The organism is Mycobacterium sp. SMC-21, assembly GCF_045310825.1.
Taxonomy (GTDB): Bacteria; Actinomycetota; Actinomycetes; order Mycobacteriales; family Mycobacteriaceae; genus Mycobacterium.
Genome location: NZ_JBJIAO010000020.1, coordinates 22986 through 42647, shown reverse-complemented (window position 1 = coordinate 42647; position 19662 = coordinate 22986). Strand labels below are relative to the sequence as shown.

The following is a 19662-nucleotide window of genomic DNA, read 5'->3' as shown; positions in this document are numbered from 1 at the left end:
ACGTTGCGGCGGGTGCGTTCAGCGGTGCGGGGCCAGTGCCGCGACTGTCATGGCGCGCAGCACGGCGCGTGAGGATTCCTCCTGCTTGCGGGCGCCGCCCGCGCTGACACTGTGCGGCGTCGAGTTCAGGAGCCCGAATGCGGCGTGCGCCATGGTGCGGGCGTCGGCTTCGCTGCGTGACGGGTCGAGCCGGCGCAGGACGTCCACCCAGATTTCGACGTACTGGCGCTGTGAGCGGCGCACCTGCCGTTTGGCGGCGTCGGGAAGGTTGTTGAGGTCGCGGTCCTGGATCCGGATCAGGTCGGATTCGCCGAGCGCGAAGTCGAGGTGGAACTCGATGAGGCCGTTGAGGGCGTCGGCGGGGTCGTCGCATTCGGCGACCACGGCACGTCCGCCGGCGTGCAGCCGGGCGCTGACGCTGACCAGTAGCTCGACCAGCAGCGCTTCCTTGTTGGGGAAGTGGCGGTAGATCGCGGGCCCGCTGATGCCGGCCGCGGCGCCGATGTCCTCGAGACGGACGGCCAGGAAGCCGCGTTCGGCGAAGAGTCGTTCGGCGGCGGCGACGAGTTGGCCGCGCCGGTCGGATTTGGCTCTGCTACGCGGTGTTTCGGCGTCTGACGCTGATGCCGTCATCGACACCTCCAACCCGGTCTGGACATCTCAGTTAATGAAGACTAACATCGCGTTCGGTTATTCGCCATTAACTCAAGTGAAATGGAGCGACGATGTCGCCGAGCGTTTCCCAACGGGTATCGCATCGCGAGCAGCACCTGGCGCTGGTGGCCGAGCTCAAGGGCAAGCTGGCCACCGCTGCTCTCGGGGGATCGGAGCGCTCCCGCGAGCGTCACGTCGGTCGCGGCAAGCTGCTGCCGCGCGACCGTGTCAACGGACTCCTCGACCCGGGCAGTCCGTTCCTGGAGATCGCACCGCTGGCCGCGGGCGGCATGTACGACGACGAATGCCCGGGCGCCGGGATGATCGCCGGCATCGGCCGGGTGTCGGGCCGCGAATGCATGATCGTCGCCAACGACGCGACCGTGAAAGGTGGCACGTACTACCCGATCACGGTCAAGAAGCACCTGCGGGCGCAGGAGATCGCCAGCCAGAACCAGCTGCCGTGCATCTACCTGGTCGACTCCGGCGGCGCGTTCCTACCGCGCCAGGACGAGGTGTTCCCCGACCGCGAACACTTCGGCCGCATCTTCTTCAACCAGGCCAACATGTCGGCGCGCGGTATCCCGCAGATCGCCGCGGTGCTCGGCTCCTGCACCGCCGGCGGCGCGTACGTCCCCGCGATGAGTGACGAGGCCGTCATCGTCCGCAACCAGGGCACCATCTTCCTGGGCGGCCCGCCGCTGGTGAAAGCCGCTACCGGAGAAGTGGTTTCGGCCGAGGACCTCGGTGGCGGCGACCTGCACTCCAAGGTCTCCGGCGTCACCGACCACCTGGCGCACGACGACCGCGACGCGCTGCGCATCGTGCGCCGCATCGCCGCGACGTTCGGGCCGCGCGCGCAGGCGCCGTGGGACATCGCCCCGACGGTGGACGCGGTGTGCGACCAGACCGAGCTCTATGACGTCGTACCGATCGACTCCAAGGTGCCGTACGACGTGCACGAGGTCATCACCCGCATCGTCGATGGTGGCGAATTCACCGAATTCAAGGCCGAATACGGCACCACGCTGGTGACCGGCTTCGCGCGCATCCACGGCCACCCGGTGGGCATCATCGCCAACAACGGCGTGCTGTTCGGTGAATCCGCCCAGAAGGGTGCACATTTCATCGAACTGTGCGACAAGCGGTCGGTGCCGCTGCTGTTCCTGCAGAACATCTCCGGCTTCATGGTGGGCCGCGACTACGAGGCCGGCGGCATCGCCAAGCACGGCGCCAAGATGGTCACCGCGGTGGCGTGTGCCCGGGTGCCGAAGCTGACCGTCGTCATCGGCGGCTCGTACGGCGCGGGCAACTACTCGATGTGCGGCCGCGCGTACTCGCCGCGGTTCCTGTGGATGTGGCCCAACGCCCGCATCTCGGTGATGGGCGGCGAGCAGGCCGCCTCGGTGCTGGCCACCGTGCGCGGTGAACTGACGCCGGAGGAGGAAGAGGCAATCAAGGCCCCGATCCGCCAGCAGTACGAAGATCAGGGCAACCCCTACTACTCGACGGCCCGGCTCTGGGACGACGGCGTCATCGACCCGGCTGACACCAGAACCCTGGTGGGACTGGCTCTTTCAGTTGTCGCGCAGGCTCCGCTCGAGCCTGTGTCCTACGGCGTATTCAGGATGTGACATGAAAACCTTCAATACGGTCCTGGTCGCCAACCGTGGCGAGATCGCGGTCCGCGTCATCCGGACGTTGCGGGCCATGGGGATTCGCTCGGTCGCGGTGTTCAGCGACGCCGACGCCGGTGCCCGGCATGTCCTCGAGGCCGACGTCGCGGTGAACATCGGGCCAGCCCCGGCCCGGCAGAGCTACCTCAGCATCGAGGCCATCGTGAACGCGGCGCGGCGCACCGGCGCACAGGCCGTGCACCCGGGCTACGGATTCCTTTCGGAGAACGCCGAATTCGCCGCCGCCCTGCACGACGCGGGCATCGTCTTCATCGGGCCGCCGGCCAAAGCCATCGGCACCATGGGCGACAAGATCACCGCCAAGGCAGCGGTGTCGGCGTTCGGAGTGCCGGTGGTTCCGGGCATCTCGCGTCCGGGTCTCACCGACGAGGAGCTCATCGCCGGCGCCCCCGAGGTGGGGTTCCCGGTTCTGGTGAAGCCGTCCGCCGGTGGTGGCGGCAAGGGCATGCGCGTCGTGCATGCGGCGGCCGAGTTGCCGGCCGCGCTGGCCTCGGCCCGTCGCGAGGCCGCCTCGGCATTCGGCGACGACACCCTGTTCATCGAACGATTCGTGTTGAACCCCAGGCACATCGAGGTGCAGGTCGTCGCGGACAGCCACGGCAACGTCGTACATCTCGGCGAGCGTGAGTGCAGTCTGCAGCGCCGGCACCAGAAGGTCATCGAAGAGGCGCCGTCGCCCGTACTGGACGAGGCGACGAGGGACCGCATCGGTGCGGCCGCGTGCGACACCGCCCGCAGCGTCGACTACCGCGGCGCCGGCACCGTCGAGTTCATCGTCTCCGCCGACCGGCCCGACGAGTTCTTCTTCATGGAGATGAACACCCGTCTTCAGGTGGAACACCCGGTGACAGAACTGGTCACGGGCATCGACCTCGTCGAACTGCAGGTGCGGGTGGCGGCCGGTGAGGCCCTGCCGATGGCGCAGGACGACATCACGCTGACAGGCCACGCCATCGAGGCCCGCGTGTACGCCGAAGACCCGGCGCACGACTTCCTGCCCACGGGTGGCACCGTGTTGGCACTGGCCGAGCCCGCCGAAGCGCGGGTGGATTCCGGTATCCGGGCCGGTTCGGTGATCGGCAGCGACTACGACCCGATGCTGTCGAAAATCATTGCGTACGGGCCGGATCGGGAGTCGGCGCGACGCGGCCTGGACCGGGCGCTGGCCGATACCGCCGTGCTGGGTGTCGGTACCAACATCGACTTCCTGCGGTTCCTGCTGGCCGACGAGGACGTCATCGCCGGACGCCTCGACACCGGACTGCTGGACCGCCGCACGGGCGACTACGTCGCCGCGCAGGCCGGCGACGACGAGTTCATCGCCGCAGCCGCGTACCGCTGGCTGCACAGCTGGGCGGACGCCGGCGAGCTGTGGGCCACCCCGACGGGCTGGCGGGTCGGCGAGCACGCACCGACCACCATCCGGCTGCGGGCCGGCGACCGGACCGACCACGTCCACCTCACCGGTACTCCCGCAGCCGCCACGGCAAGCATCGAAAACGGCGAACCACGCAGCGTCACAGCATCGTTGGACGGTGACCGGCTGATCGTCACGGTTGACGGCCTGCGCACCGAATACCTGACCGCCGTCGAGGACCACCGGCTGTGGCTGGCCGGAGCCGGCCGCACGACCGTCATCGAGGACGTGCGTGAGGCGCCCGTCCGGGCCGACGACGAACACAGCGGCGACGCCGAGATCGTCAGTCCCATGCCCGGATCCGTCGTGGCCGTGGGCATAGCGGACGGGTCGACGGTGAGTAGTGGTGACGTCGTCGTCACCGTCGAGGCCATGAAGATGGAACACGCGCTGTCGTCGCCGGTCGACGGCACCGTGGAATTACTTGTCGCCGTGGGCGATCAGGTCAAAGTGGGCCAGCCGCTGGCCCGGATTACCGCAGCAACCGAGGAGACCAAATGAGCGACTTCATTTCGACCGGCACCCTGCCGGACCACTACGCCGAACTGGCCAAGACGGTCCGGGAATTCGCGCAGACGGTCGTCGCGCCGGTGGCCGCGCAGCACGACAAGGACCACACCTTCCCGTACAAGGTCATCGACGGGATGGCCGAGATGGGCCTGTTCGGCCTGCCGTTCCCCGAGGAGTACGGCGGCATGGGCGGCGACTACTTCGCCCTCTGCCTGGCGCTGGAAGAACTCGGCAAGGTGGACCAGAGCGTCGCCATCACGCTGGAGGCCGGCGTCGGTCTGGGCGCGATGCCGGTGTACCGCTTCGGCACCGAGGCGCAGAAGCAGGAATGGCTGCCGCAGCTGGCCAGCGGAAAGGCCTTGGGCGCCTTCGGCTTGACCGAGGCCGGTGGCGGCAGCGACGCCGGCGCGACCAAGACCACCGCCAAGCTGGACGGCGACAGCTGGGTGATCAACGGCTCCAAGCAGTTCATCACCAACTCCGGCACCGACATCACCAAGCTGGTGACCGTCACGGCCGTGACCGGCGAACTGCCCGGTGGGCACAAGGAGATCTCGTCGATCCTGGTGCCGGTGCCGACGCCGGGCTTCACCGCCGAGCCCGCCTACGACAAGGTCGGCTGGAACGCCTCGGACACCCATCCGCTGAGCTTCGACGACGTGCGGGTGCCGGTCGAGAACCTGCTCGGCGAGCGCGGCCGCGGCTACGCCAACTTCCTGCGCATCCTCGACGAGGGCCGCATCGCCATCGCCGCGCTGTCGGTCGGTGTGGCGCAGGGTTGTGTCGACGAGTGCGTCAAGTACTCGAAGGAGCGGGAAGCGTTCGGCCGCAAGATCGGTGGCTACCAGGCCATCGCCTTCAAGATCGCCCGGATGGAGGCCCGCGCCCACGTCGCCCGCACCGCCTACTACGACGCCGCGGCGCTGATGCTGGCGGGCAAGCCGTTCAAGAAGGCAGCCTGCATCGCCAAGATGATCGCCAGCGAGGCCGCGATGGACAACGCCCGCGACGCCACCCAGGTGTTCGGTGGCTACGGCTTCATGAACGAGTACCCGGTCGCCCGGCACTACCGCGATTCGAAGATCCTCGAAATCGGTGAGGGCACAACGGAGGTTCAGCTCATGCTGATCGCGCGTGAGGCCGGGCTGTGACCGAGAAGCGGGTCATCGAGCAGCGCGGGCTCTGGTACGAGGAGTTCCAGCCGGGCGTCATCTACCAGCACCGGCCCGGCCGCACCATCACCGAGGCCGACAACGTCCTGTTCACCACGCTGACCATGAACACGCAGGCGCTGCACCTGGACGCCGCGTTCTCCGATGCGCTGCCGCCGTTCCATGCACGGCTGGTGAATTCGATGTTCACGCTGTCGACGCTCGTCGGCCTGTCGGTCGCTCAGCTGACCCAGGGCACGATCGTCGGGAACCTCGGTTTCTCCGACATCGCGTTCCCCAGGCCGCTCTTCCACGGTGACACGCTGTACGCCGAGTCCGAGGTGATCGAGAAGCGCGAGTCCAAGAGCCGGCCGGGGGAGGGCATCGTCACGTTCGCCCACACCGGTCGCAACCAGCACGGCGACATCGTCGCCACGGCGACACGCAAGACCATGGTCCGTAAGCGCCCCGCGGAGCAGCCGTCATGAGCCTGACCGCCCCGGGACCCGGCTGGCTGTTCTGCCCCGCGGACCGTCCTGAGCGGTTCGAAAAGGCCGCCGCCGCAGCAGATGTGGTGATCCTCGACCTGGAGGACGGCTGCGCCGCGAAGGATCGGCCGGCGGCTCGCCAGGCGCTCATCGACACCCCGCTGGACCCGGCGCGGACGGTGGTGCGTTTGAACCCGTCGGACACCGCCGATCACCCGCTCGATCTGGAGGCCCTGGCGAAGACGCCGTACACCACGGTGATGCTCGCCAAAACCGAGTCGGCCGAACAGGTTCGGGCGCTCGCGCCGCTCGACGTCGTGGTGCTGGTGGAGACGCCGCTCGGTGCGCTCGCCGTCACCGAGACCGCCCGCGTCGAGAACACTTACGCCGTCATGTGGGGCGCCGAGGACCTGTTCGCGGTGCTGGGCGGTACCGCGAACCGCTGGCCCGACGACAGCTACCGCGATGTGGCCAAGCACGTCCGGTCGCAATCGCTCTTGGCCGCCAAGGCTTTCGGCAAGCTCGCGCTGGACTCGGTCTACCTCGACATCAAGAACCTGGACGGCCTGCGGGCCGAGGTCGACGACGCCGTGGCCGTCGGATTCGACGCCAAGGTGGCCATCCACCCGACGCAGGTCGCGGTCATCCGGAACGGCTACGCGCCGACCGAGAAGGAGATCGCCTGGGCGCGTGCGGTACTCGATGCCGCGACCCGCGAGCGCGGCGTGTTCCAGTACGACGGTCTGATGGTCGACATGCCGGTGCTCCGCCGGGCCGAACGCATCGTCGCCCTGGCGCCGTAGGAGCTACAGGTCCTCGACGCTGAGGATGCCGTCTTGCACGGCACGGGCGACCAGTTGGGCCTTGGTGGCCGCCGGTCGCCCCGCGGCGGCGTACTTGGCGCGAACGCGTTGCAGGTGGGTCCGGACTGTGGTCGGCGCGAGGTGCAGGCGCTTGGCGACGATGTCCTTGCTCTCGGTCTGAAACCAGGCCTTGAGCACTTCACGTTCGCGCTTGGTGAGTCCGGGCCGGCCGGAGTCGGTGTCCGAGCAGATGGCCGCGGCCATGCGGGGACCGACGTACGGCTCGTGGGTGCTGGCCGCGCGGATGGCCTCGATGAGATGGCCCTGGCCTTCGCTCTTGGCCAGATAGGTGACCACCCCGATGGCCAGGCAACGCAGGATCACCTCGGAGTTCTCGAGGTGCGAGTAGACGATCACCGCGTGTCCCGCGTCCACGATGGCGGCGACCGCATCGAAATCGGGCTGGCGACTGCGCAGTTCGAGATCCAGGATGACCGCGGCCAGCTGGTGGTCGGCCTTGGGGTAGACGGCCAGGAACGACTCGGCGTCGAGATGGTCGGATGCGACGCGGATGGGTGGGTCGGCCTGGGCGCACCATGCCGAGACGCCGGTGTGGATGACGTCGTGGTCATCGACAACGGCGATGGCCAGAGGCTCAGATGGGTTGGCCGGCGCGGACATGATCGGTCGGTCTTTCTGGGAGTGGGTGGCGCACGGTGATCCACACCGTGTCATCGAGGGTGGTCAGGTCGAATTCATCTTCGTCGTCGACACTGGATTTCGTCGGCAAATCGGCGTGCTCGGCCCGCTGACACATGACGCTGAGTTCGACTGCCGCCGTTTCGGCGGCGACGGTGATGCGGGCCGGCGAGGCGGCCGCGTGGAGAATTTGGTCGATGAGCCGGGCCAACCGCCGGGCAGTGGGGACATCCATGGCCGGCAGTGTGCCCTGGACGTCCACGGAAACGGCCAGGCCGCGATTCTGGGCGGCGTCGATGCGTGGGCGCAATTCGCGAAGCAGTACGTGCTCGAAGCTCGAGGACTGGTCGAAAAGGGTACGCAGCCGCTGGTATTCGAGTTGTGCGCGGCGCCGGGTCTCGGCATCCACCGGTTGTCCGTCGGCGAGGGTCGACAGCAGCGGCTGGATGGTGGCGGCGAGGTCCGCGTAGCGGCGGTCGTATTCCTCCTGCACGGCGTCGGCGATGTGTGCTGCCGCAGTCAGGCGCATGTGACTTTCGGTCTCGGCGGAAGCGGCTGCGGCAGAACGCCGGATCATGTCGGCGACGACCAGAGCACACAGTTGGGCGACGAGGACACTCGCCGTGTCGTATCCGAGGTCGACGACGGTGTGGACCGACGGATTCCGAATGATCGCGTAGACGGCGGGGACGACCCAGCACCACACCAGGACACCAACGGCGTAGCGCAGCTGGACACTGAGCAGCAGCGGCAGCACACACCAGCCGATCGCGCCTTGTGCCCACTGCAGCCGGGGGTCGAGGTCTTTGATCGGCATCGAGATCGACTGCACCAGCGCAACAACGACGAGGATCATGATGCCGAAACGTGCCCGCGGATAGGCCCGGCCCATGACCCGGGGGATCGCGGACAGCGTCGCCGCCGTCGTCACGACGATGAGGGACCACTGCAGATACGGGTATGCCGCGAACTTCAGGGATGAGGGCACGGTCACCAGCAGGTTGGCCAGGCCGTAGGCAACCAGTGCCAGTCCGTAGCCCATGTGTGCCCGCTCGATGAGCCGCTCCGGGTCCGGCGCCGGCGCGGCACTGGCCGGTATTGATGTGGGCCAACGCAATTCGACCGTGGTGCCCTGCCCGGGCTGCGTGATGATCTCCGCGACACCGCCGAGCTGCTGCATGCGGGCGATGATCGAGTCTGCGATGCCGTGCCCCCGCGTCGGCCGGGTCAGATCGAATCCATGCCCGTCGTCGGCGATCTGGATCCGGCCGAGATGCACGGTGATGGTGACCGCCGTGGCGCCGGAATGCCGGTCGATGTTGGTCAGAGCTTCGCGCGCGGCGGCCGCGATGGTCGCCGCCGTCGCGCCGTCCACCCACATCGCGGTCACCCCGGCATAACTCACGGGCGTCGTGGTGTGCATGGCGTGATCACGCAGAGTGGCAACGAGATCGGCCGGCGGCGCGGGCGTGTGCGATGTCTCGGTGAACACGCGAAGGTCGCGCCGAGCCTGGGCGGCGACGCGCTCGGGTGACAAGGCGGTGCCGGTACCCACCATCAGCAGGGTCGAGGCGACGGTGTCGTGGAGCAGCCGCATCTGTTCGCGGTCGTAGTCGCGCACGGCGGCGTTGACTTTCTGGCGGAGCTCGGCAGCGAGCCGCTCGGCGCGGGCGACGTCGACCCTTTCGGCCACGTGCACCGTCAGGAAGCGGATCAGCGTCGATGCCACCCACAACAATGCGAAGTAGTAGACGTTGACCCATTGGTCGCTGTCGTGGATACCGCCGACCGACGCCGCGCCGGCGGCGAGCGCGGCAACGACGCCCGCGGTCATCGCCGTGTTCAGCAGCGGTTCGAACACCGTGAAGCTCGCGATGGCCGTACCGGCGATCGCGATCGGCGCGCAGGTCGACGGGCACGCCCGGTCGTCGGCAGCCGCGACAGGCAGGACCAGGCAGGCGGCGAGCGTGACGACGTAGTCGATCGCGAGGATGCGGGGCGTTGCGGAGCGGGTCAGCAACCGGTACAGCGACCAGGCGCCGGCCAGACCGGCGAACGCGACGCCGGCCAGGCTGATGCGCGGCGCCGAGACCAGCACCACGACGTACACCACCAATGCCCCGCCGTGCCGCATGAACAGGCTGACCCGCATCGCGTGCTGGAGGAAGTTGCGGCGTGCCGCGCCTGTGCCGGTGTCAAACATGATGGGACTGCCGTACGTGTGCGGTCAGGGTGCGGGCGCGGCTGACGCTCGGGCGACGTTGGGGCCGGCGCGGTTCGGACGTCTCATCGGTTTCTCGCTTCTGGCACTGCCACGTTGATGATGCGATGGTTGTAGCATGCGGCAACGACAGACTCTGGGCCGATTCGCGTGTCACCAGCGCAAATGACAACGAATTCATACGTTCGGGCTACAAGTTGGCCGTATTGCGACCGACCCGCACCGGCCCGACCGGCCGCTGCGACACGTCTTCAGTCTGTTACCTGCGATAACCGCGGCCGGCCGGCCTTCGGGCGCATAATGGCGGTGATGCCCCAGCACTGCGGCGAGCAGAGCGGATCATCCGACTGATGCCACACCCCGGCATCGGCCGGCGACCCTCACCACCTGAGGGGTTGCCCTGGTCGCCACCGCGCTGAGCTTCTCGCGGACTGACGGCCGAACATGCCGTCACCGAAAGGAGGCGGTATGGCTGACGTGACGGTCCCTGGCCTGGACAACCGGGTGGACCTCGAGCCCGTGCAACTCGTCGCGCCCGACGGCGCGCCCACCTCCGACGCGCGATATCGCCGCGACCTGCCGCCCGAGACGCTGGGCTGGCTGTACGAGGAGATGGTCGTCACCCGCGACCTCGACGTCGAATTCGTCAATCTGCAGCGCCAGGGTGAACTGGCGCTGTTCGCCTCGTGCCGCGGTCAGGAAGCCGCGCAGGTGGGTGCGGCGGCGTGTCTGCGCAAGACCGACTGGCTGTTCCCGCAGTACCGGGAACTCGGCGCCCTGCTGGTCCGCGGCATCACCCCCGCCCAGATCAGCGCGGTGTGGCGGGGCCGCTGGCACGGCGGCCTGGGCTTCACCGAAAAACACTGCGCGCCACTGTCGATCGACATCGGCTCGCACGGCCTGCACGCGGTCGGCGCGGCGATGGCGGCGCAGCGGCTCGGTGAGGACTCGGTGACGGTGGCGTTCATCGGCGACGGCGGCACCTCCGAAGGCGACATGCACGAAGCACTCAACTTCGCGGCCGTCACGTCGGCGCCCTGCGTGTTCTTCGTGCAGAACAACCAGTGGGCCATCTCGGTACCGGTGCGCCATCAGCAGGCGGGACCGTCGATCGCGCACCGCGCCATCGGCTACGGCATGCCCGGCATCCGGGTCGACGGCAACGACGTGCTGGCCTGCTACGCGGTGATGTCCGAGGCGGCGCAGCGTGCCCGCGGGGGCGACGGGCCGACGCTGATCGAGGCCGTCACCTACCGGATGGGGCCGCACACCACGTCCGATGATCCGACCCGCTACCGCGACCCGGATGAGCTGAAGCACTGGGAGGCACGCGATCCCATCACGCGCTACCGGACGTACCTGGAGCAGACCGGGGTGTGGACGCCCAGGCTGCAGCAGCACGTCGAGAACCGCTCCCGGCGGCTCCGCGCCGAACTGCGCGAGACGGTGCTGACGGCGCCGGACGTCGACGTCGCGGACATGTTCGACAACGTCTACGCCGACATCACACCCGAGCTGGCCCGGCAGCGTGACGCGTTGCTGGCCGAATTGGATTGGGAGGGTTGACATGACGCAGCTCATCGAGCGGCCGCCGTGGTCCGGCGACGCGGAGCCCGACGAGCCGGGACGGCCGGCGGGGGAAATTGCCACGGTCACCACAGTGTCGATGGTGCAGGCCATCAACCGCGCGCTCCGTGACGCGATGGCGGCCGACGACCGGGTGCTGGTGTTCGGTGAGGACGTCGCGCAGCTGGGCGGGGTCTTCCGCGTCACCGACGGCCTGCACGAAACCTTCGGGGAAACAAGGTGTTTCGATACACCGCTGGCGGAGTCGGCCATCGTCGGCATCGCGATCGGCATGGCGATCCGGGGCATGGTGCCGGTACCCGAGATTCAGTTCGACGGATTCGCGGCGCCGGCGTTCGACCAGATCGTCAGCCACCTCGCGAAGTACCGGATGCGTACCCATGGCGATGTCGACATGCCGGTGACCATCCGCATCCCGTCGTTCGGCGGTATCGGTGCGGTGGAACATCATTCGGAGTCGACCGAGTCGTACTGGCTGCACACCGCCGGGCTGAAGGTCGTCATCCCCTCGACGCCGTCGGACGCGTATTGGCTGCTGCGCGAGGCCATCTCGTCCCGTGACCCGGTGATCTTCCTCGAGCCCAAACGCCGGTACTGGACCAAGGGCGAGCTGGACACCAGTGTCCCCGCGTTGCCGATCGGGCGGGCCGCGGTGCGGCGCACCGGGCGCGACGTCACCGTCATCACGTACGGCTCGCTGGTCGACACCGCATTGGCCGCAGCGGATCTCGCGGACGGCCACGATCTGGAGGTCATCGACCTGCGGTCACTGAATCCGCTCGACTTCGACACCGTCGCGGCATCGATCCGCAAGACCGGACGCGCGGTGATCATGCACGAGGGACCGCGCACCCTCGGGTTCGGCGCCGAACTGGCCGCCCGGATCTCCGAAGAACTCTTCTATGACCTGGAGGCACCCGTGTTGCGCGCCACCGGCTTTGACACGCCCTATCCGCCCGCCCGGCTGGAGAAACTCTGGCTGCCCGGTGTCGACCGCCTGCTGGACTGCGTGCACAAGGCGATGAGCCAGCCATGACCGCGACACACGACTTCCTGGTCCCCGACCTGGGTGAGGGATTGGAAGACGCCACCATCACGTCGTGGGCCGTGGCGGTGGGAGACACCGTCGAACTCAATCAGGTGTTGTGCACCGTCGAGACCAACAAGGCGGCCGTGGAGATCCCCAGCCCGTACGCCGGCGTGGTGACCGAACTCGGCGGGGCCGAAGGGCAGACGCTCGCGGTGGGCGCCGTGCTGGTCCGCATCGCCACCGACGCGCCGGCGGCCGCAGAGCCCGCCGAGCCGAAAGCCGATGAGCCGAAAGTCGAAGCGCCGAAGGCCGAGGAGCCGAAAGCCACTTCGCCACAACGCAAACCCGTGCTCGTGGGCTACGGCGCGGACGCCGATCTCGATACCACCCGCCGCCGGCCCCGGGCCAAGCCGCGGGTGCGCAAGCTGGCGGCCGACCTGAACGTCGACCTGACCGGGGTGGCGCCGTCGGGCCCGAACGGCATCGTCACGCGCCAGGACGTGCTGGCCTCGGCGCACCAGACCGGCGACACCGGCTTCGTTCCGGTCAGTGGTGTGCAGGCCGAGATGGCGCGTCGGATGTCGGTGTCACGCAAGGAGATACCGGACGCGCACGCGTCGGTTCAGGTCGACTGCACCGAGTTGCTGCGGGTTCGCGACACCCTGGCCGGTGCCGATGCCACCGTCACACCGTTCGTGCTGACGCTGCGGCTGCTGACCATCGCGCTGCGGCACCACCGCGAGTTCAACGCCACCTGGGTGCCGGCCGAACACGGCGCGAGCGTGCACCTTCACGAGTCGGTGCACCTCGGCATCGGTGTCGCGACATCGCGTGGGCTGCTGGTGCCGGTGGTCCGGGACGCCGAGCGACTCTCCACCCGCGACCTGGCCTGGGCGGTGGACGGACTGATCCGTTCCGCTCGCGACGGCACGCTGAAACCCGTTGAACTGCATGGCTCGACGTTCACCGTGTCGAACTTCGGCGCGCTGGGTCTGGACGAAGGCGTCCCCGTCATCAACTATCCGGAGGCGGCGATCCTCGGCATGGGGACACTCAAACCCCGGGCCGTCGTGCGCGACGGCGAGGTGGTGGCGCGACCGACCATGACACTCACGTGCGCCTTCGACCATCGGATCGCCGACGGCGCCGGGGCGGCCGCCTTCCTCGGCGAATTGCGGGCGCTCATCGAGGCGCCCGAACTCGCGCTCCTCGACGCCTAGAGCTGATCAGCGCTGCTTGGCGGCAGCCAGGCGGGCGGCGAATTCCGGTGACTCGATCGACGCTGCCTGCGGGACGATCTCGATGTCGACCGCCTTCGCGTGCTGCTCGTGGTCCAGGACGCCGGGATGGTCCGTCGCGCGCATCGAGGCCTTGGTCGCCAGCACGACCTCGCGCGGCGCCGCGGCCGGACCGGCGGCCAACGCCAACGCCGCGGCGACGGGATCGTCGGCGACCTCGAGCGCCAGGCCGTGCCGCAAGGCGGCGTCGGCGTCGAACTTCATGCCGAACAACAGCGCCGCCCGCGCCGCCTGCGGACCGATGGCCCGCTGCAGCATCCAGGTCGCGCCGCCGCCCGGGTGAATCCCGAGCTTCTGGAACCGTGGGTCGAAGACCGCCCCGGGCCCGGCGATCCGGACATCGGCGGCGAGCGCGAGGTTGAGCCCGGCACCGACGGCCGGGCCGTTCACCGCGGCGATGGTCGGCAGCGTGCAGTCGGCCACCGCGAGGAAGCCGTCGTAGATGACCCGCAGGCCGTTGACCGTCGCGGCGCCGAGCGCGGTCAGGTCGGCGCCGGCGCAGAACGCCTTCCCGGCGCCGGTCACGACCACGGCGTGCACGCCATGGTCGGCCTCAGCGGCGTTGATCGCGGCCCGCAGGCCGGCGGACATCTCCGCGGTCACCGCATTGCGGCGGTCGGGATCGTTGACCGTGATGAGCGCGACGCGGTCGATGACCTGCGTCAGTACGAGATCGGACACCGCCTCAGCCTATGGCTTGTGTTTCGACTCACGTGAGTCAAAACCTTTACCCGCGGCTGTATCTGCGAAACAACTGTGTGATTCCTTTGGCTGTGCATGTTGAGAGGCGTTCGGAGTTCATGTTGAAGCGTTTTGCTGTGGTTGCTGCTGTGGGCATGGTGCTCCCGTTCGGGGCAGCGACCGCTGCGTACGCCGACCCCGCGCCTGCCGGTGACGAGGGCCCGCCGCCGGACACCGGTGTGGTGGCGTCGGAAGAACCGGCGACGGTCACGACGCCCGACGGCTGGGTGCTCACCGTCGTTGCCAAGAACGAGACCGAACTGCCCGTCGCACCGCTCACCACCGCGGTCAGCTCGCGTGAATACCTGGTGGGCGGCACATTCACCGGGACCGTGACCGGCAAGGGCAAGACCACCCTCAACGGTGGCACGCTGGAGGCCGGCTACCAGATCGGTTGCGGTATCGAGCTGGGCCAGGTGCGTCTGGTCGGGTCGATCGGTATCGCCACCTCCGGGTCGACGCTGGCCGGCCTGCTGCCCACCGGCGTGAGCGTCCCGATGTCGGGCACCGTGGAGATCCACCCGAAGCCGGGCACCGTGACCCAGGTGCCGGTCGACAAGAAGTCCTTCAAGTCGGCGCCGGTGCGCATCACGCTCAAGGACACCCACGTCAAGGTCGACGGTTGCGTCGGTCAGTCGTTCCTGCGGTCGTACGCGGTGCTGACCAGCTCCACCTCGGACACCGACGACATCGTCGCCTACTACGGCGTCACGAAGTCCGTCTGAGCCACCGCCTAAACGGCATTCGAGCAATGGGGTTCTCGAAATTGCCCTGCAGGAATGCCGTTTCGGCGTCTGGGTGCCGACGATGTGCGTCCGCGGCGAACAATTGGCCCGATATCGGCTCGTAGAGCAGCGAATTCGGGGATAATTTTCCCGAGGTACCGTCTGGGACGGACCAGAGCTGGGGGCCCGTATGGGTGAGCTGACGATGGCCGCGCCGGCGCCGGCGCACCAGCATCAATCAAAGGCGCCAGCGATCCCGCGGCGGCTGCTGTCCGAACCAGGTGACCCCGCCGAACGCCGCGCCACAGCGCGGGCAGCCGATGCACAGGGATGTGCGTCTGATCGTGCCGGCGCGCCTGGTTCGGGCGTTCCGCGGCCCCGGTTGCATCCGTACCTACCGGCGGGCACCCCGACCGCGATCGCTGCTCGCGCGGGTTACGGCCGGCCGCTGGCGGCGGAACAGGCGACCCACCTTGGTCAGGTCCTCGATGCCGACTTTCGCCATGTCCGTATCCACACCGACGACCACGCCGCGGAGTTGGCATCGTCGGTGCGGGCACACGCGTTCACCATCGGCAGTCACATCTTTTTCGGCAGCGGCGAGTACCGGCCCGACACCGTGTCCGGCGCGCGGTTGCTCAATCACGAGCTGGCACACGTCGCGGACGCCATGCCAGGACCGGCCCGGGTGTTCCGTGACGTCATCGTCGATATCGGCGAGCCGACGATCGTCGGTCAACCCGACCCCAATGCCGCCACGAAACCGGAGGACCTGCCGTGGGAGCGGCTCCAGGTGATCGCGACCGGGATGGACGACGCCGCGAAGGCGTTGGCGGCGTTTGCCGGGACCAAGACTCCGTGGGTCTACGTCGGTCTGCATCCGAAGTTCGTGAAGGTCTACGGGACCAACGGCTCGTCTTTGGGGCCGAAGGTGCCGGTGAAGCCTGACGTCAAGGTCACCTTCTACCCGGGCGTGTACGAGCTCGCGGCTGACGGTTCGCTGACGGCGCTGCAGGTTCGCGGCGACGACTACGACCATATTCGGCATGAGATGGATGCAGAGGGCCATGAGGTCCGAAGCGTCATCGGGCAGCGGCAGCTGACTGCGGAGGAACAGAAGAAGGCGCTCGAGGAACGGCAGAAGGCCGCCGACCAGACCGATCCGAAGAGCGCCCCCGCCGCGCCCGCACCCCCCGCCAAAGTGGAGAACGTCGACCTGTTGGGGATGCTGTCTGCGCCGGACCAGGTGCGCGACATGATCGCGAAGGTGCCCGGGGCGCGCGTGATCTATTTCGTGCCGAAGTATCTGGTCACGGGTGGTAGCGGCAAGGGCACCGGTACGGTGCCGTCGGTGTACCGCAGCCCGATCGAAGGTCGCGGCGACGGCAAGGCGCCGAACGCGCCGCCGTGGCCGGTCACCGTCGAAGGACCGAAGTTGGTGACCGTCGACTCGGACCCGACCTTCACTGCCAAGGTGCAGTGGTCCGCCAACGGCAATTACAGCTTCGCCTCCCAGGTCATCACACAGGTCGGCAACGATATTCGGTACCGGTGGGAGAAGTTCGACATCACCGAGTACGCCAAGGCGCAAATCAAGAAAGATCCGTCGCACGCCGCCGCCGACGCCAATGCCGCGCCGGAGAAGACCCTCAACGAGCGCATCGATGAATTCACCCATGCCAAGGCCGGCGCCGGCACCGACGTCACCGGGATGGGCGGTGCCAACCGGGAATTCAGCCGCGAGTTCGAGGACTGGTGGAAGGACACCAAGCGGGCCAACAAGCGACTGGGCGCTTCCGGCGGCTCGACGGTCGCTGAGCGGCTCAACAGCGACGTCGCCAACCTGACCACCATCTCATTGGCTCCGGTGTCCCTGCTGGTCACGGCGCTGGGCGCATCGCTGAAATGGCTGGCCGAATTGTTCGGTCAACCCACCGAACAACAAGAGGTGCCGCTGAAGGAAAAAGGCATCTTCCTCATCAGAACCATCGCGACGCCGGCGATCCGCGAGGACAGCGAGGGCAAGGAAGTCATCAGGCCGCCGGCCGTCGCCGGGCACGTCGTCGAGGTCACCGACATGACCACCGCGCTCAACGAGGCGCTGGACGAACCCGCGGCGCAACTTGCCGAACTGCAGGCCCAGATCGACATCGCCCGGAAAGAGGGCAACCAGTCGAAGCTCGAATACCTCGAAAGCCTCATGCAGAAGGCGAAGATGAACCTGACCGGTTCGCCGCTGGACGTGCTGACCGCTCGGCGCAAGGCCAAGAACGACGAACTGGAGAAGTTCCGTCACGACTACCCCTCGCTGTCGGATTACACGTTGAGCCACGACGTCGAGACGCTCGACCGGCTGATCAGCTTGTACAACCGCTACGAGGACAAGCGCACCGCCGGGGCCAGCACCGCCCTGCCGCCGTCGGTCCGGGTCAACGCCGCACTGATCTCCGAGGTCAGCGGCCAGCAGTACCCACTCCTGCTGGCCGCCGGACCGATGCCCAAGGACGGCGACGACTACCGCTGGCTGATCAACGACGTGACCAACATCGACGGCGCGGGCGCGTACGAAGGTCGCGGCGCCACCCCCAGCAAGGCCTTCCAGGCCGCGCTGGACAAATTCGGGGGGAAGGCGTCCTACGGACGCGGCAGCATCGCGGTTCGCACTGCCGGCCTCGGCTTGGAAGCTGACGCGCCGCCCACGATGAACGCCGAGAGCGCACCGGTGGACTGGGCGGTGGCAGAGAAGCGCATCGACGACCTGGTGACAGTGCTGGCCGCGATCGGGCTCGTCGTGGCTTCGGCCGGCACCGCGGCAGCGTTGATCGGCGCGGCCGCCGCGGCAGCACGGCTCATTCAGAAATGGGAAGCCGGCAAGCTGTATTTGGACGCCTCGACCGTCAGCGACGTCCTCGGGCTGCTGGGCGGTATGGGTGCTGCGGGGCAGCTGGTGGCTGGATTCCGGGTGGCCAAGTTCGGTCGTGCCTTCACCATCTTGGAGGAAGCCGGCGCGACCGAGTCAAAGCTGGCAGAAGCTGCCAAGGCGGTCGAGGGCGCCGAGTCGCTGGTCAAGGGCGCCGAGTTGGCCAACAAGGTCATCGGCGGCGCGGGCGTCATCTGGGGCGACGTGACCTTCATCGACCAGATGATGACCATCAGCGCGCAGGAGGAATCCGGCGCGATGACGCACGCCGAAGCGCGGCGGCAGCGCGCGTCCGCGATCTCGTCGGCGGTACAGAACAACGGCATGTTCATTGCCGGCGAGGCGATCGGGGCCCGGGCCAAAGCCAAGGCCAACGACGCGGCGGCGGCCAAAAGCGGCACGCCCGCACCCGCACACTCCGAAACCGAATCGGGTGGCGCCCCGAAGCCGGGCGAGAGCCGGTCCAACGGCACCCCCGACCGCGGCGCGGGCGTCCTCGACATCAAACCGCCGGTGCCGGAATCCGACCCGAACGCCGGCCACGAAGCGCCCAAACCGTCGGAGCCCGAGAAGCGGGCCGGTCCCGACGAGAAGGACAAATCCGACACCAAACCCACCGACCCGGCCGCCACCACCAAGCCGATCGGCGAGCGGCGAGCTACCACCCAGGAGCTGCGGGAGGCGCTGCCGCACGACCTACGCGACCTGATGGTCATCGACCCGACCCTCGAGGGCGATTTCGTGCAGGCCGACTGGGATCCCGATCCGGACACGGGGCTGGTCACCAACATCCGGCTGCGGGTGAGCCCGGATGCGTTGCCGTCGACGGTGCGGATGCACGCCGACACCCTGCGCACGATGCAGAAGTACCAGGGGTTCTCCGGACGGGTTCGGTTGGCGCTCAAGTGGATTGCCGATCTGATCGGTAAGAAGACGTTGGACCCGACCAACAAGCCGCTGTTCGACGCCCAGCTGGAAGTGCAGAAGCTGAACAAGCTGATCGCCGACCACATGAACGCGATGAAGGCGATGGAGCCCCACGCGCGCACCGACGCGGAGGCCAAACTCGACAGCCTGGAGCAACAGCTGGCCGAGCACCAGGGCGCGCTGGACATCGGCGACCTGACGCCAAGCAGCGGCGTGGCGCAGCGCGATGTGGCCCCGCGCAACCGCAAGAAGTACAACGAGCTGCTGACGGAACTGCGCAAACACGAGGCGGGCAGCGACGAACACAAGCGAATCCGTCGGGAGATGTACGAGCTCACCGGCGGAACCAAGCCACTTGCAGTGTGGGAGGCCATCTACTACAGCAACGTCGACAAGGCCAATAAAGCCAACAAGATCGTGGAAGCCGAGCGGGTTCGGGGGAAGTGGGCCGAAAGCGAGAAAACGATCAACGACCTACCGGATGACCTGGGTACCCGGCGGGTTGATCTGTTCAACCCGCCAAAGGAGGGCGCCGAGGTCAAGGCCTACGAAGGCGGAACCGTCTACGCGAGTGAGGACATCATCGCCGAAGTCGCCGCGGACCGGCACCTGGTCAAACGCCGGCGGTGGTCGATGACGTGGATTTTCATCGATTGCGAGCCGAGCGGTCCGCTGAAGAAGATGCTCGGCGACGCCGGGATCACGATCGAACTGCGCGGCCCGCACTCTTCGGGGGCGAAACTGCTGAATCGCATCCCGCCGCCGGTCACCCGCTGACCGACAGGGCGGTGCGA

Annotated in this window: 14 protein-coding genes; 10 read left to right on the top strand and 4 right to left on the bottom strand. The window is 68.0% G+C overall.

What is annotated here, in order from left to right; all coding sequences use genetic code 11:
• Positions 1-18: 18 nt before the first annotated feature.
• On the bottom strand, positions 19-633 hold the full coding sequence (locus ACJH6H_RS18880; RefSeq protein ID WP_212812373.1) for a TetR/AcrR family transcriptional regulator: 615 nt from the start codon (positions 631-633) through the stop codon (positions 19-21).
• 92 nt (positions 634-725) lie between these two features.
• On the opposite strand from ACJH6H_RS18880, the gene ACJH6H_RS18875 reads away from it, so the two are divergent.
• The 5 genes from ACJH6H_RS18875 to ACJH6H_RS18855 are packed head-to-tail and all read left to right on the top strand — an operon-like array spanning position 726 to position 6720.
• Positions 726-2288: a carboxyl transferase domain-containing protein gene (locus ACJH6H_RS18875; protein ID WP_212812372.1), complete on the top strand. Its 1563-nt coding sequence runs from the start codon at positions 726-728 to the stop codon at positions 2286-2288.
• A 1-nt stretch (position 2289) separates the two neighbouring features.
• The gene (locus ACJH6H_RS18870; RefSeq protein WP_212812371.1) at positions 2290-4269 is read left to right on the top strand and encodes an acetyl/propionyl/methylcrotonyl-CoA carboxylase subunit alpha; all 1980 of its coding nucleotides are present in this window, start codon (positions 2290-2292) and stop codon (positions 4267-4269) included.
• On the top strand, positions 4266-5429 hold the full coding sequence (locus ACJH6H_RS18865) for an acyl-CoA dehydrogenase family protein (protein ID WP_073696761.1): 1164 nt from the start codon (positions 4266-4268) through the stop codon (positions 5427-5429). The genes ACJH6H_RS18870 and ACJH6H_RS18865 overlap by 4 nt, the downstream gene beginning before the upstream one ends.
• Positions 5426-5917: a MaoC family dehydratase gene (locus tag ACJH6H_RS18860; protein WP_073696760.1), complete on the top strand. Its 492-nt coding sequence runs from the start codon at positions 5426-5428 to the stop codon at positions 5915-5917. Before ACJH6H_RS18865 ends, ACJH6H_RS18860 begins: the two co-directional genes overlap by 4 nt.
• The gene (locus ACJH6H_RS18855) at positions 5914-6720 is read left to right on the top strand and encodes a CoA ester lyase (protein ID WP_212812370.1); all 807 of its coding nucleotides are present in this window, start codon (positions 5914-5916) and stop codon (positions 6718-6720) included. Before ACJH6H_RS18860 ends, ACJH6H_RS18855 begins: the two co-directional genes overlap by 4 nt.
• Before the next feature lie 3 nt (positions 6721-6723).
• Here the strand turns inward: ACJH6H_RS18855 and ACJH6H_RS18850 are convergent, their stop codons facing one another.
• Both ACJH6H_RS18850 and ACJH6H_RS18845 read right to left on the bottom strand, forming a co-directional pair.
• Positions 6724-7401 carry a LuxR C-terminal-related transcriptional regulator gene (locus ACJH6H_RS18850; RefSeq protein ID WP_212812369.1) on the bottom strand — a complete coding sequence of 226 codons (678 nt, stop codon included), beginning with the start codon at positions 7399-7401 and terminating at the stop codon, positions 6724-6726.
• Positions 7376-9622 (bottom strand): sensor histidine kinase, encoded by a 2247-nt coding sequence (locus tag ACJH6H_RS18845; protein WP_212812368.1) that lies wholly within the window; start codon positions 9620-9622, stop codon positions 7376-7378. The genes ACJH6H_RS18850 and ACJH6H_RS18845 overlap by 26 nt, the downstream gene beginning before the upstream one ends.
• 486 nt (positions 9623-10108) lie before the next feature.
• On the opposite strand from ACJH6H_RS18845, the gene pdhA reads away from it, so the two are divergent.
• The 3 genes from pdhA to ACJH6H_RS18830 are packed head-to-tail and all read left to right on the top strand — an operon-like array spanning position 10109 to position 13477.
• Positions 10109-11206 (top strand): pyruvate dehydrogenase (acetyl-transferring) E1 component subunit alpha, encoded by a 1098-nt coding sequence (pdhA, locus tag ACJH6H_RS18840; RefSeq protein WP_212812366.1) that lies wholly within the window; start codon positions 10109-10111, stop codon positions 11204-11206.
• 1 nt (position 11207) lies between these two features.
• Complete coding sequence (locus ACJH6H_RS18835) at positions 11208-12263, top strand: alpha-ketoacid dehydrogenase subunit beta (protein ID WP_212812365.1); 1056 nt, start codon at positions 11208-11210, stop codon at positions 12261-12263.
• Positions 12260-13477 carry a dihydrolipoamide acetyltransferase family protein gene (locus ACJH6H_RS18830; protein ID WP_212812364.1) on the top strand — a complete coding sequence of 406 codons (1218 nt, stop codon included), beginning with the start codon at positions 12260-12262 and terminating at the stop codon, positions 13475-13477. The genes ACJH6H_RS18835 and ACJH6H_RS18830 overlap by 4 nt, the downstream gene beginning before the upstream one ends.
• 6 nt (positions 13478-13483) lie before the next feature.
• On the opposite strand, the gene ACJH6H_RS18825 is transcribed toward ACJH6H_RS18830, so the two are convergent.
• Positions 13484-14236: an enoyl-CoA hydratase gene (locus ACJH6H_RS18825; RefSeq protein WP_212812363.1), complete on the bottom strand. Its 753-nt coding sequence runs from the start codon at positions 14234-14236 to the stop codon at positions 13484-13486.
• A 119-nt stretch (positions 14237-14355) separates the two neighbouring features.
• Between ACJH6H_RS18825 and ACJH6H_RS18820 the strand changes: the two genes are divergently transcribed.
• Together ACJH6H_RS18820 and ACJH6H_RS18815 are read left to right on the top strand one after the other, a co-directional pair.
• Positions 14356-15021: an MspA family porin gene (locus ACJH6H_RS18820; protein ID WP_406775568.1), complete on the top strand. Its 666-nt coding sequence runs from the start codon at positions 14356-14358 to the stop codon at positions 15019-15021.
• 190 nt (positions 15022-15211) lie between these two features.
• Positions 15212-19645: a DUF4157 domain-containing protein gene (locus ACJH6H_RS18815; RefSeq protein WP_406775567.1), complete on the top strand. Its 4434-nt coding sequence runs from the start codon at positions 15212-15214 to the stop codon at positions 19643-19645.
• The last annotated feature ends 17 nt before the right edge of the window (positions 19646-19662 follow it).